Source organism: Mesorhizobium australafricanum, assembly GCF_033977265.1.
Lineage (GTDB): Bacteria > Pseudomonadota > Alphaproteobacteria > Rhizobiales > Rhizobiaceae > Mesorhizobium > Mesorhizobium australafricanum.
On record NZ_JAVIIT010000008.1, the window covers coordinates 1 to 13,429 of the forward strand.

Here is a 13,429-nt window from a genome sequence, read left to right on the forward strand (position 1 = left end):
CGAATCGCCAGAAATATCCTTCAGGCCGCAGATGCCGACAAAGTTCCAATCAGCCACCGCATCAAAAAATGCGCCTGGAATGACGCCTATCTCATCCAGGCGATAACTCATATGCGATAGCCCTGCCCGCAAGGGGGAGATCAGCCGTCACATTTGCTTTCGGCAATCGCCAATGTTGGGCGAAGGGCGCTGCAGATTCTGCCCATGCACCTCAGACAGTGCTATCAACCACCAAAGACTGATCGAAAGGACCAAGACCGATGGACGCGACCGCACTCAAGGCCATGCAGGCGCCGCTGAAGGAAGCCTATCGCGACGACGCCGCGCGGGCGCTGATCACGCTGAGAGCCCGCGGCACGCTCGACGACCAATCGATCGCCTGCAAGGTGGAGACGGGCAGGACGCTTGCCGTCGCCGGGCTTCACCCGGCCACCGGCGGCTCGGGTCTTGAGCTTTGCTCCGGCGACATGCTGCTGGAGGCGCTGGTCGCTTGCGCCGGCGTGACGCTGAAAGCGGTGGCGACGGCGCTGGAGTTCAAGCTCGGCAACGCCACGGTCGAGGCCGAGGGCGACCTCGACTTTCGCGGCACGCTCGGCGTCGCCAGGGATGCGCCGGTCGGCTTCCGCGAGATAAGGCTGAAATTCAACCTCGAAACCGACGAGCCGCAGGAGCGCATCGATTCGCTCATGAAGCTCACCGAGCGCTACTGCGTGGTGTTCCAGACGATCAACAACAAGCCGGCGCTGACGGTGAGCGCACAGCGCTGAAGCTGAGGGAGATGCCCGGTCCACCCTCCGCAGCTGCTGCGAAGGACGGGCAGGGCAGAGGGGGGCGCTGTCGCGCCGGCCTCGCGGCATCTAGTTCTCCGGCGTCTCAACGCTTCGTCATCCTCGGGCTTGACCCGAGAATCCATGCCGTGACCTTCGCCGAACGGTGCAACGGAGCAGAATTCTGCACCGTGGCAACGCTTCCAAGTCACGGCATGGATCCTAGGGTCTGCGCGCGTCGCTCCGCTCCTTGCTCCGCCCTAGGATGACGAAGGAAAGGTCGGCCCTCAAGGGGAGATTAGCTGGAGCTACTGCGCCGAGGGCGTTTCGGCATCTCCCTCATCGGTAAAGGGTGAGGCACTCGGCACGCACTGCACGGCCCAGCCCTGAGGCGTCGGCTGCTTCTGATATTCGGTGACGGCGTTGGTGCACTGTTCGCGGGTGTCGAAGGTGCTGGGCAGCACCACCATGCCGCCTTGCGGGCCGGCGATCACCAGATACCAGACCAACGCTACGCTGGGAGTAGCAGCCATGGGAGTTCCTCGCTTTGCTGGATGTCGGAGTCGGATCGATCCTAGCAACTCCCCGCTGATGGCGAAAGCGGGGCGGCGGCACACGCTTCCGCCGCGCCGTTCACAGACCCGTGAACAATTATTCCGGCTGCCGGTAGGCGACGAAGCGGTTGTGCTTGGCCTGGAAGATCAGGCCCGTCTCCTTCAGCTCCGGGCTTGCCAGGGGCACGATACGCCGGGCAATCTCGGAGGGATGCGGCAGCGTCTGCGGGTCCTCGCCGGGCATCGCCTGCGCGCGCATCGCCGTGCGGGTGGCACCGGGATCTGCGGCATTGACCCTTAGCGGCAGGGTCTCGGTCTCATGCGCCCAGGAACGCATCATCGTTTCGACCGCCGCCTTCGAAGCCGCATAGGGCGCCCAGAAGGCGCGCGCCGAGTGCGCCGCGTTGGACGACAGGATGATGGCGCGGCCGGCGTCGGATAGTCTCAGCAGCGGGTCGACCGAACGGATCAGCCGCCAGGTCGAGGTGACGTTGATGGTCATCACCTTCTCGAACGTCTTGGCCTCGACGTGGCCGATCGGCGAGATCACGCCGAGCACGCCGGCATTGGCAACCAGGATATCGAGCTTGCCCCAGCGCTCATGGATGGCGCCGCCCAGCCGGTCGATGCCGGCCATGTCTGAAAGATCGAGCGGCACCAGCGTCGCCTGGCCGCGGCCGTCGGCCTTGATCTGGTCGTCGAGTTCTTCCAGCCCTCCGACGGTGCGCGCCACCGCGATCACATGCGCGCCGGCCGACGCCAGTTCCCTGGCGATGAAATAGCCGATGCCGCGCGAGGCGCCGGTTACGACCGCCACGCGGTTGGAAAGGTCGAGGGTCATGCGAGAGATTCCATAGGGTCGTAGTGAAGCACCCCGAGGGGGTAACTTGGCGAAGGCAAACGAAGGTCCGGGCGCCCTACGATCCGCTCGATGCCAGCAGCGACAGCGTGCGCACATTGTCGTGGCCTTCGAAGTCGAGCAGGCGGGTGGGATATTGGCCGGTGAAGCAGGCGTCGCAGAATTGCGGCTGGTCGTTGTCGCGGCGCGCTTCGCCGACGGCGCGGTAGAGGCCGTCGATGGTAAGGAAACCGAGCGAGTCGACGCGAATGAACTCGGCCATTTCCTCGACCGACATGCGCGAGGCAAGCAGCTTCGATTTCTCCGGCGTGTCGACGCCGTAGAAGCAGGACGCGCTGGTCGGCGGCGAGGCGATGCGCATATGCACTTCCCTGGCGCCGGCGTCGCGCACCATCTGCACGATCTTCTGGCTGGTGGTGCCGCGCACGATCGAATCGTCGACCAGCACCACGCGCTTGCCCTCGATCATGCGGCGGTTGGCGTTGTGCTTGAGCTTCACGCCCATGTGGCGGATGGAATCGCCCGGCTGGATGAAGGTGCGGCCGACATAGTGGTTGCGGATGATGCCGAGCTCGAAGGGAATGCCGGCGGCCTGGGAAAAGCCGATCGCGGCCGGCGTGCCGGAATCCGGCACGGGTACCACGATGTCGGCTTCGACCGGACTTTCCTGCGCGAGCTCCGCGCCGATGCGCTTGCGCACCTCGTAGACGTTGCGGCCCTCGACCGAGGAATCCGGCCGCGCGAAATAGACATATTCGAAGATGCAGAAGCGGGTCTTCTGCGGCTCGAACGGGAACAGGCTCTCGATGCCCTTGGAGGTGACGACCACCATCTCGCCGGGCTTGATGTCGCGCACGAAACGGGCACCGATGATGTCGAGCGCGCAGGTCTCGGAAGCGAGGATCCAGGCGCCGTCGAGGTCGCCCAGCACCAGCGGGCGGATCCCCAGCGGGTCGCGGCAGCCGATCATCTTCTTGGCCGTCATCGCCACCAGCGAGAAGGCGCCCTCGACCTGGCGTACCGCATCGATGAAGCGCGAATTCAAATCGCGCTCCTTGCTGGTCGCGACCAGGTGCAGCAGGGTTTCGGTATCGGACGTTGAGGAGAAGATCGAGCCCTGCTTCTGCAACGCGCGCTGCACGGTGAGGGCGTTGGTGAGGTTGCCGTTGTGGGCAACCGCAAGACCGCCCTCGGCAAGCTCGGCGAAGAAGGGCTGGATGTTGCGAATGCCAGCGCCGCCTGTCGTGGCGTAGCGCGTGTGGCCGATGGCGCGATTGCCCTGCAGGCTGTCGATGACGCGCTGCTTGGTGAAGGTGTCGCCGATCAGGCCGACATGGCGTTCGACATGGAACTGGGTGCCGTCATAGGAGACGATGCCGGCCGCTTCCTGGCCGCGATGCTGCAGGGCGTGAAGGCCGAGTGTGACGATGGCCCCCGCATCCTGCCGGCCGAAGATGCCGAACACGCCGCATTCGTCGTGGAAATGGTCGTCGGCCTCGGCGGAAAGGACATTGCCTGCATCTGCCGTTGAGTCTGCCATCTGGTGCTCAAGCTCCGCTAAAGCTGCCATATAGGGCGATCGCTCGCCGAACGCAACGCATGCCCTCAGGCATTCACAAATAGCAGGGGCAGGCCGTGCCGGCTTTGCCCGAACTCAGTTTGCCGGCGCCGGAGCGGGTGCCGGGGCAGGCGCCGGCGTGGCAGGTGCCGGCTCGTTGTCGGCCGGGGCCTCGTTCTCGCTGTCGTCGGGCGCCGGCGCATTGTCGTCGCCGGCCGGAGGTTCGGCAGCGGGCTGGTCGGTCGTGGCCGGCGCGCCGGCCTGCGGCGTGCCCTTATGCGTGTATTTGTTGACCAGTTCCTCGGTGTTTTCCGGCAACACGCTTTCAAGCTTGGCGCCGATCGTCTCGAGCAGCGGCCGCGACTTGGCGTTGGCGATCCAGGCAGGCGCTTTGGCGCCGGCCAGCCAGTTGAAGAACAGCAGCGCCACCGCGACCACCAGGATGCCGCGCGCCGCGCCATAGAGGAAGCCGAGCGTGCGGTCGAGCGCGCCGATGCGCGAATCGATGATCCAGTCGGCGAGCTTCATGGTGATGACGGAGACGACGATCAGCGCGATGACGAAGACGACGCCCGCGGAAGCGGCCATCGCGATCTTGTCGTTGTCGACATAGGGCTGAACGTAGGGCAGGACCGGCTTGTAGAAGAAGAACGCCGCTGCGGCCGCGGCTGCCCAGGAAACCACCGACAGCACTTCGCGGGAGAAACCGCGCACCATGGCGAGCATCGCTGAGACCAGGGTGAAGCCGACGAGGATTCCGTCTAGCAGCGTAATCGGCATGGTTCTCGCCCCACTTCCTGTCTTACGGCCCGGCGAGCCGCGTCACTCCCCGTCGTCGGCACGACCGCGCCGTGAGCCGGCTATGCGCGCCACAAGGTCGGCAAGCTCGGTGGGCTGGAACGCGCCGGCCCCGATCCCCCCGGCGACTTCCTCGCTGCCAAGCGGCAGCACCGCGCTTCCAAAACCCAGCTTTTCGGCTTCTTTGAGGCGCTGCTGCGCATGCGCAACCGGCCTCACCGCGCCCGATAGGCTGATTTCGCCGAAATAGACGCAATCGGCGGGAAGGGCAAGACCGGTGAGCGACGAAACCAGCGCGGCGGCGACCGCGAGATCGGCCGCCGGCTCCGAGATCCGGTAGCCGCCGGCGACATTGAGATAGACGTCGTGCTGGCCGAAGCGCACGCCGCAATGCGCTTCCAGCACGGCGAGCACCATCGACAGCCGCGCGCCGTCCCAGCCGACCACGGCGCGGCGCGGCGTGCCGAGCGAGGAGGGCGCGACCAGCGCCTGGATCTCGACCAGCACCGGCCTTGTGCCTTCCATTCCGGCAAAAACCGCGGCGCCCGGCGATTTTGCGTGGCGTTCGCCGAGGAAAAGCTCGGACGGATTGGAGACCTCGCGCAGGCCCTTGTCCGACATCTCGAACACGCCGATCTCGTCGGTCGGCCCGAAACGGTTCTTCACCGTGCGCAGGATGCGGAAGTGATGATTGCCTTCGCCTTCGAAGTAGAGCACGCCGTCGACCATATGCTCGACCACGCGAGGGCCCGCGATCTGGCCTTCCTTGGTAACATGGCCGACGAGCACGATCGCGGCACCTGTGGATTTCGCATAGCGGATCATCGCCTGGGCGGCCGCGCGCACCTGGGTGACGGTGCCCGGCGCCGAATCGGCAAGGTCGGTCCACAGCGTCTGGATCGAATCGAGGATGACGAGGTCCGGCCGCTTGCCGTCGGCGATGGTCGCCAGGATGTCCTCGACATTGGTTTCGGCGGCAAGCTCGACAGGCGTCGAGGCGACGCCCAGGCGCTGCGCCCGCAGCCTGATCTGCGCCACCGCTTCCTCGCCCGAGACATAGACGATGCGATGGCCCTTCGAGGCAAGCGCGGCCGCGGCTTGTGTCAAAAGCGTCGACTTGCCGATGCCGGGATCGCCGCCGACCAGCAGGGCGGAGCCGCGCACGAAGCCACCGCCGGTGGCGCGGTCGAGTTCGCCGATTCCCGAAACGATGCGCGGCGCATCCTCGATGTCGCCCGACAGGCTGGTGAGCACCACGGCCCGCCCCTTGCGGGCGTTGCGCGTGTTGGCAGGCCCCGAGCCGATGCCGCCGGACGTGCCTTCCTCGACCAGCGTGTTCCACTCGCCGCAGGCATCGCATTTGCCGGCCCAGCGCTGATGCACCGAGCCGCAATTCTGGCAGATGAACTGAACGCGCGATTTGGCCATTAGCGTTGCGCCAATCGAGAATTTTCGAAGGCTGACGTTCCCGCCCACCCCCCTCTGTCCTGCCGGACATCTCCCCCGCAAGGGGGGAGATCAGCAGCTTGGCCACCGGCGCTCTTCTTGCGACGTCGGCGATTGGCGAAGGTCGTGGTGACGGTTAATCTCCCCCCTTGCGGGGGAGATGGCCGGCAGGCCAGAGGGGGGTGTGACGGAGCGCTAAGGTCGGCCAAAAAGCTACTCAAACCTTTCCGGCAAATGATGCTCTTCCGCCAAATCCGAGAAGCGCGTGAACTCGCCGTGGAAAGCGAGGCTGACCGAACCGGTCGGTCCGTGGCGCTGCTTGGCCACGATGCACTCGGCCTTGCCGCGTGCCTCGTTCATCTCGTTTTCCCACTTGACGTATTCCTCGGTGCCGAGCTTCGGCTCGCGGTTCTTGAGGTAGTATTCCTCGCGATAGACGAACAGCACCACGTCGGCGTCCTGCTCGATGGAGCCGGATTCGCGCAGGTCCGAGAGCTGCGGGCGTTTGTCGTCGCGGCTTTCGACCTGACGCGACAGCTGCGACAGCGCGATGATCGGCACGCCGAGCTCCTTGGCCAAAGCCTTGAGACCCGTGGTGATCTCGGTGATTTCCTGCACGCGGTTCTGCGAGGCGCGCGCGCTCGATCCCTGCATCAGCTGGATATAGTCGATGACGATGAGGTCGAGGCCACGCTGGCGTTTCAGGCGCCGTGCACGGGCCGAAAGCTGCGCGATCGAGATACCGCCGGTCTGGTCGATGAACAGCGGGATCTTCTGCATCGTCTGCGAGCAGGCGACGAGCTTCTCGAAATCCATCTCGGTGATCTCGCCGCGGCGGATCTTCGAGGACGAGATCTCGGTCTGCTCGGAGATGATACGGGTGGCGAGCTGCTCCGACGACATTTCCAGCGAGAAGAAGCCGACGACGCCGCCATTGGCGGCTTTGAAGCTGCCATCGGCCTGCTGCGCCGGGACGTAAGCTTCGGCAATGTTGAAGGCGATGTTGGTGGCCAGGGAGGTCTTGCCCATGCCGGGACGGCCGGCGAGCACGATCAGGTCGGAGGGCTGCAGGCCGCCCATGCGGCGGTCGAGATCGCGCAGCCCGGTGGCGATGCCGGACAGATGGCCGTCGCGCATATAGGCGGCGTTGGCCATGTCGACGGCGGTCTTGACCGCATCATTGAAGCTTTCGAAGCCGCCGTCATAGCGGCCGGTTTCGGCGAGCTCGAACAGCCGTCGTTCGGCGTCCTCGATCTGGTCGGAGGGCGACATGTCGACTGGCGCGTCGTAAGCGATGTTGACCATGTCCTCGCCGACGGTGATCAGCGCGCGGCGCGTCGCAAGGTCGTAGATCGCCCGGCCATAGTCGGTGGCGTTGACGACGGTGACGGCTTCGACCGCCAGCCGCACGACATATTGCGCCACCGTCATGTCGCCGACCTTCTCGTCGGCCGGCAGGAAGGTCTTCAGCGTGATCGGCGTCGCGATCTTGCCCATGCGGATGAGCTCTGCCGCGACCTCGAAGATCCGGCGGTGCAGCGGCTCGTAGAAATGCGCGGGCTTGAGGAAATCGGAGACGCGGTAGAAGGCGTCGTTGTTGACGAGGATGGCGCCCAGCAGCGCCTGCTCGGCCTCGATGTTGTTCGGTGCCTCGCGATAAAGCGGCGTTTCCGCCGCGCCGAATTTTCGTGCCGCCTCTGCCATGATGTCCCCGATTTCGATCCCGCTTCCTCGATACCAGAACGAGACGGATCGGATGCTGACCTTTCTGCATCACTGTGCGGCCAACCGACCTTGATTCACGTTGTTCACAGGAACGGCAAACCGTCCACAGGACAGTATTCCGGTGGCCCGATTCCGGTTGACTCGGCAAGACGTGATTCTTATGCGCAAGACAGGAACGAAGCAAGAACAATTTTGGCGGCTGATTGCCGTTGGAGCCTCGCTCGCAGCGGATATATTATGTCCGTTTGGGGCAGGCGGGCACGAACGTTCGAGATTAGCCGAAACACTCGTCAAGTCGTCATCCACGGGCGAAGCAAGGAGCGAAGCGACGCGGCGCAGACCCGAGGATCCATGCCGCTACCTATGAGCGTTGCAGCGGTTCGGAACGAACTCTGTTCTGCGCCGCTTTCACCCGTGGCGCCGTCGCGGCATGGATCCTCGGGTCTGCGCGCCGCTTCGCGTCGCTCCGCCCGTGGATGACGAAGCTCGGGTGCTTCGGCTAATCTCCAAGGCCGCGATCCAGCGCATCGACGGCGACGATGCCATCGGCCTACGCGGCCTCAGCCCAGCGTATCGCCCCAATCCGCCCGCCGCGCAGCCTTGAAGACATCGCCGTCGCGCTTGCTGAACAAGCGCTCGCCGGCGCTGCCGTCCGGCTGGCAGAGTTTCAGCACCACCTTGCCGGAACCGCTCTTGGGCGGCGCGATCACCCGTGCCGGGCGGATCGGCGCCGGCTGCCGGGAGGCGGCAAGGTAGATGAACTTCTCGTCCTCCCACGGCACCTCGGCCTCCTTGACCAGACGGTGCAGGCGCGACCGGGCGACGCGGCGCGCGAAATGGCACCAGTCGGGTGGCGTGAGCGGGCAGGGCACCGCGTGCGGGCAGGGCGCCAGAACATGCGCGCCGGCCCCGATCAGTTGTTGCCGCGCGGCAAGGATGCGCTGCCAGCCGGCGGGCGTGCCGGGCTCGACGACGAGAAGCGTGTCGGCCGTGAGTCGCCAGAGGCGGTCGATGAGCTTCGGCAGCGAGGCGGGCACGATCTCGTCCAGCACATAGGCGGCGCTGACCAGGTCGGCGGGCTTGATGCCGTCAAGATCTATCGTCGCGTCGCCTGCGATCCAGTCGGCGCGGGCCGCGATCGCGCCTTCCGCCAGCGACTGCCCGGCCTTGCGCACGGCAGCGCTTGCCTCGACCAGAACCGCCTGTTCGAGCCCGGGCCACGCGTCACTCGTGGCCCAAAGCATGGTGCCAGGTCCGGCGCCGATATCGAGCAGGCTCGCCGGCCGGAAATCGGGCCGGGCCTCAGTCAGCGCCTCGAGGCTGGCGCGAACGGCGGCATAGGTGGCCGGCAGCCGCGTCGCCAGATAGGCCTTGACCGCCATCTCCTCGCCCATATGCAGGCGGCCATCGCGCAGCTCGGCGCGATAGCGCTCCGAGAGCGTCCGCGCCGCCTGTTTCAGCGCCGGGAGCGGCACCTTCTCCAGCAGGCTGTCGACGCCTTGCCGCAATTGGGCGGGGAGTTCCATCGATCAGGCTCCCTTGGAATTAAAGAGATAAAGCATGATGTCGTCCGAAAACCGCTTCACACTTTTCGGCATCATGCTCTGGGCCCGAGCAGGATGACGGAGGCGCCGACGATGCAGAGCGCCGCCCCCGCCAGGTCCCAGCGGTCGGGGCGCACGCCTTCGACCAGCCACAGCCAGCCGAGCGAGGCGGCGATGTAGATGCCGCCATAGGCGGCGTAGGCGCGGCCCGCGGCATCCGTGTCGACCAGCGACAGCAGGAAGGCGAACAGCGCCAGCGAGACGAGACCGGGGAGAAGCCAGAGCGGCGACTTCTCCAGACGCCACCACGCCCAGAACGAAAAGCAGCCGGCGATCTCGGCAAGGGCTGCGGCGATGTAGATCAAGTAGGTCATGAAAAAGGTCTCGCGAACGAGACCTTTTCGTGGCGTCAGGCCGCAATGGCAAGCGGCAATGCGTGTCTATTCCATCACCTTGCGGCGGCGGGTCGGCTTTGCGGCAGCAGGCGCCGCCGGTTCCTGGTGGCCGAGGTCGCGCAGCTCAAGCGCCTTCTCGCATTTGGCCATGTAGTCGCGCGTCACCGGCAGCGTGTCGTTCTGCTTGGCGAGCTGGAACTGGAAGATCACCAGGTCTTGCCAGCGGAAGGCGGCCTCGGAAGCGGCGAGATAGAATTCCCACATGCGGCAGAAGCGCTCGTCATAGATCGCCTTGGCCTTGTCGCGATTGGCGGCGAAGCGCTCGCCCCAATGCTTGAGGGTGTCGGCGTAGTGCAGCCGCAGGATTTCGATGTCGGTGACGACCAGGCCGGATTTCTCGATCGCCGGCATCACTTCGGAAAGGGCCGGGATGTAGCCGCCCGGGAAAATGTATTTGCGAACGAAGGCGCTGGTCGCCCACGGCACGCCGGAACGGCCGATCGTGTGCAGCAACATGACGCCGTCGGGCTTGAGCAGCGTGGCGGCCTTGTCGAAGAAGGTGCGGTAGTGATTGACGCCGACATGCTCGAACATGCCGACCGAGACGATGCGGTCGAAACGTTCGTTGAGCGCGCGATAGTCCTTGAGCTCGAAATGCACGCGGTCCTGGAGACCCAGCGCGTGGGCTCGGTCGGTGGCGACACCGTGCTGTTCAGTGGACAGCGTGACGCCCTGCACATGGACGTCGAAGGCCTTGGCGAGGTAGAGGCCGAGCCCGCCCCAGCCGGAGCCGATATCCAGCACCGTCTGGCCGGGCTTCAGCCTCAGCTTCGCGGCGATATGGCGCTTCTTGGCGGCCTGCGCTTCGTCCAGCGTCATGTCCGGCTGTTCGAAATAGGCGCAGGAGTACTGCATGTCCTCGTCGAGGAAGAGCTTGTAGAGCTCCCCGGACAGGTCGTAATGGCGCTGCACGTTGCGGCGCGAGCGCGCGGCGGTGTTGACCTGCTGCAGCCGGCGGAAGGCGTGACGCAGGCCCTCGATCGCCTTCGACCAGGTCACGTCGATGCCGCTCGAGCCCATGTTTTGGAAGGCAATGCGCATCAGCCCGAGAACGCCGCCCTCGATGACGTCCAGCTCGCCGTCCATATAGGCCTCAGGCACCGCCAGCATCGGATCGAAGCTGATGGCGCGCTCGGCATGCATGGTTTTGATGTGGATATGCACCGGCTCGCCGCTGCCGTCACCGAACTTGTATGTCGTACCCTTGGGGCCGGTCACCTTCAGGCTGCCGGCCCGCACCAGGCGTTCGAGAACGTGTTTCAACAGGATATTCATGACCAAATGTCCCCTCAGACGGACCACCCGGCAGCCGGACTGGAGTGCCAATCGAAAAATGCCACAGCGCATCGCCCGCGTCCAATCGACGCGCCACGCTGTAATGTGCACAAGATATAGGGTGTCGGAAAGTTCCATTTGGCACAAAAAAGCCCGGGTCGGAGACCCGGGCGTTGGTCCAGAAATCCTGGACGTCCGTGAGCCGAAGCGATGCTTCGGAAGGGCGGCCGATCAGGCCCGGAAATCAGGCGTTCTCTTCGCCGCCTTCGAACTCGGCGTTCGGGTCGAAGAAATTCTCCGGCCGGGCGTTGTCGTTGATGTCGTCGCCATAGATGGCTTCGGCGGTGGTCAGCATCTCGCCCTTGGCCTGGCGCTCCGCCTCGTCGGCCGAACGGGCGACGTTGAGCGTCACGGTGACCTCGACTTCCGGATGCAGCGCGATCGCCACATTGGAGAGGCCGATGGTCTTGATCGGCTGGTTGAGCTCGATCTGGTTGCGGTTGACGGTGAAGCCTTCGGCGGTCAGCAGATCGGCGATGTCGCGGGTCGACACCGAGCCGTAGAGCTGGCCGGTTTCGCCGGCCGAGCGCACCACGATGAAGCTCTTGCCGTCGAGCTTCTCGGCGATCTGCGTGGCTTCCGACTTGCGCTCGAGGTTGCGGGCTTCGAGCTGAGAGCGCTGGCCCTCGAACTTCTTCTTGTTGGCTTCGTTGGCGCGCAGCGCCTTGCCGTGGGGCAAAAGGAAATTGCGGGCGAACCCGTCCTTGACCTTGACGGTCTCGCCCATCTGGCCGAGGCGGGAAATGCGCTCGAGGAGAATGACTTCCATGGTTTCGTTCCTTCGGTTTGAGCGCAGGTCGCAAGACTGGCGCTAAATGAGGTGGAACAGGTCAGGAAGCTTGGTGCGGCGTCGCCGCTCTTGTCGCTGTCCTGCCTGTCTTGGCAGTTAGAGGCTATTGGCCCCAACTCGGGATTTGACTTTAACCTTCGCGGCGCCCGTCGCCGCGCAGTGGAAGCGGGCGGCGAGCCGCCCGCTTGCTAGACCATGATCCCGAAAAGTAGATACCGGTTTTCGGACAAGATCATGGTCAATTCAAAAGGCCTAGCGAACCACGTAGGGCAGCAGGCCGAGGAAGCGGGCGCGCTTGATCGCCTTGGCGAGTTCGCGCTGCTTCTTCTGGCTGACGGCGGTGATGCGCGAGGGCACGATCTTGCCGCGCTCGGAAATGTAGCGCTGCAAGAGACGCACGTCCTTGTAGTCGATCTTCGGCGCGTTGGCGCCGGAGAACGGGCAGGTCTTGCGGCGGCGGTGGAACGGGCGCCGGGTCGGGATCTGGTTGATGTCGACCATTATTCTGCACCCCCTTCAAGGCCTTCGCGCGGACGGCGCGGGCCACGGTCGCCGCCTTCGCGGTCGCCGAACGAACGCGGACCACGGTCGCCGCGGTCGCGGTCGCCGAACGAACGCGGGCCACGATCGCCACGGTCGCGGTCGCCGAAGCCGCCGCGCTCGGAGCGCTCTTCGCGCTTCTGCATCATCGCCGAAGTGCCTTCCTCATGCGCCTCGACCTTGATGGTGAGGAAGCGGAGGACGTCTTCCGACAGGCCCATCTGGCGCTCCATTTCGTTGAGCGCGGCCGGCGGGCAGGTGATGTCCATCAGCGTGTAGTAAGCCTTCCGGTTCTTCTTGACCCGGTAGGTGAGGGACTTCAGTCCCCAGTTCTCGATCCGGCCGATCGAGCCGCCATTCGCCGTGATGACGCCCTTGTACTGTTCGACAAGCGCGTCAACCTGCTGCTGCGACAGGTCCTGCCGGGCAAGAAACACATGTTCGTAAAGAGCCATTATGTTTTAGTGCCTTTCTTCGTTTCTCTGGACCGGCCCTCGCGGCTAAGCCTCTGCAACTTGTCTGACCCGACGGAACGGGGAAGAAAGGAGCAATCACGAGACGGTCGAGAGCGGAGACACGGGAGACCGAAGCGCTTCTGGCTTCATGCGTGGCTTCCGAAAAAACCACGGCCCTCCGTTCAGCCCCCAGCAAGGACCGGCAGATTGGGCGCGTCTATATAGCAAATCTGTCGGAAGGCAAGACCGGGACGGTGAAGGGCGAGCTTCCAATGTGTCGCAGTTCCGGAGAAAGACCACACCTACCCATGCTCACCAAGTTCTCCAGGCTGCACGAACCTGATAGGGGGTTGGGCTCGTACGACAGTGGTGGCGGAATGGAATAGGCGCTTGTCGCCTTGAACCGATCGCTTCGGCTTGCGCCTCGTTTCAGCCATTGAGGCCAGCGCTGCCCACCAAAAGTGGACTTTGCACCGGCAGGGCACCGGCGGCTGTCGACGCCGCAACCAGAGACCATACGCGCAAATTGCCAAGTCGCCCCGGCGACGGTGAGATCTCGGACGAACCAGGTGTCTCTATCATTCACCCGGCTGCATGTCGGGC

At 64.9% G+C, this 13,429-nt stretch carries 13 protein-coding genes; 1 reads left to right on the top strand and 12 read right to left on the bottom strand.

Annotation, left to right across the window (positions count from 1 at the left end):
• The first annotated feature begins 260 nt into the window (after positions 1 to 260).
• Positions 261 to 767 (top strand): OsmC family protein, encoded by a 507-nt coding sequence (locus RFM98_RS16625; RefSeq protein WP_320309888.1) that lies wholly within the window; start codon positions 261 to 263, stop codon positions 765 to 767.
• 308 nt (positions 768 to 1,075) lie between these two features.
• Here RFM98_RS16625 and RFM98_RS16630 read toward each other — a convergent pair whose 3' ends face one another.
• From RFM98_RS16630 to rpsF, 12 genes are all read right to left on the bottom strand, one after another.
• On the bottom strand, positions 1,076 to 1,300 hold the full coding sequence (locus tag RFM98_RS16630; RefSeq protein ID WP_027165524.1) for a hypothetical protein: 225 nt from the start codon (positions 1,298 to 1,300) through the stop codon (positions 1,076 to 1,078).
• A gap of 118 nt (positions 1,301 to 1,418) precedes the next feature.
• Positions 1,419 to 2,162: an SDR family NAD(P)-dependent oxidoreductase gene (locus RFM98_RS16635; RefSeq protein WP_320309889.1), complete on the bottom strand. Its 744-nt coding sequence runs from the start codon at positions 2,160 to 2,162 to the stop codon at positions 1,419 to 1,421.
• A gap of 76 nt (positions 2,163 to 2,238) precedes the next feature.
• Positions 2,239 to 3,720 carry an amidophosphoribosyltransferase gene (gene purF, locus RFM98_RS16640; protein ID WP_320213782.1) on the bottom strand — a complete coding sequence of 494 codons (1,482 nt, stop codon included), beginning with the start codon at positions 3,718 to 3,720 and terminating at the stop codon, positions 2,239 to 2,241.
• A gap of 114 nt (positions 3,721 to 3,834) precedes the next feature.
• Positions 3,835 to 4,518: a CvpA family protein gene (locus tag RFM98_RS16645; RefSeq protein ID WP_320309890.1), complete on the bottom strand. Its 684-nt coding sequence runs from the start codon at positions 4,516 to 4,518 to the stop codon at positions 3,835 to 3,837.
• A 42-nt stretch (positions 4,519 to 4,560) separates the two neighbouring features.
• Positions 4,561 to 5,964, bottom strand: a complete 1,404-nt coding sequence (gene radA, locus RFM98_RS16650; RefSeq protein WP_320213784.1) for a DNA repair protein RadA — start codon at positions 5,962 to 5,964, stop codon at positions 4,561 to 4,563.
• 231 nt (positions 5,965 to 6,195) lie between these two features.
• Complete coding sequence (locus tag RFM98_RS16655; RefSeq protein ID WP_320213785.1) at positions 6,196 to 7,686, bottom strand: replicative DNA helicase; 1,491 nt, start codon at positions 7,684 to 7,686, stop codon at positions 6,196 to 6,198.
• Positions 7,687 to 8,267: 581 nt separating this feature from the next.
• Complete coding sequence (locus RFM98_RS16660) at positions 8,268 to 9,233, bottom strand: small ribosomal subunit Rsm22 family protein (protein ID WP_320309891.1); 966 nt, start codon at positions 9,231 to 9,233, stop codon at positions 8,268 to 8,270.
• A 71-nt stretch (positions 9,234 to 9,304) separates the two neighbouring features.
• Entirely contained in the window at positions 9,305 to 9,625 is a 321-nt protein-coding gene (locus RFM98_RS16665; protein WP_320309892.1) for a YnfA family protein, read from the bottom strand.
• Between the two features lie 66 nt (positions 9,626 to 9,691).
• Positions 9,692 to 10,981 (bottom strand): cyclopropane fatty acid synthase, encoded by a 1,290-nt coding sequence (locus RFM98_RS16670; RefSeq protein WP_320309893.1) that lies wholly within the window; start codon positions 10,979 to 10,981, stop codon positions 9,692 to 9,694.
• 244 nt (positions 10,982 to 11,225) lie between these two features.
• A complete protein-coding gene (gene rplI / locus RFM98_RS16675) occupies positions 11,226 to 11,810 on the bottom strand; it encodes a 50S ribosomal protein L9 (RefSeq protein ID WP_320309894.1) in 585 nt (194 codons plus the stop codon).
• Positions 11,811 to 12,083: 273 nt separating this feature from the next.
• Positions 12,084 to 12,332: a 30S ribosomal protein S18 gene (gene rpsR / locus RFM98_RS16680; RefSeq protein WP_006203718.1), complete on the bottom strand. Its 249-nt coding sequence runs from the start codon at positions 12,330 to 12,332 to the stop codon at positions 12,084 to 12,086.
• Entirely contained in the window at positions 12,332 to 12,826 is a 495-nt protein-coding gene (gene rpsF / locus RFM98_RS16685) for a 30S ribosomal protein S6 (RefSeq protein WP_320309895.1), read from the bottom strand. The genes rpsR and rpsF overlap by 1 nt, the downstream gene beginning before the upstream one ends.
• Positions 12,827 to 13,429 lie beyond the last annotated feature (603 nt).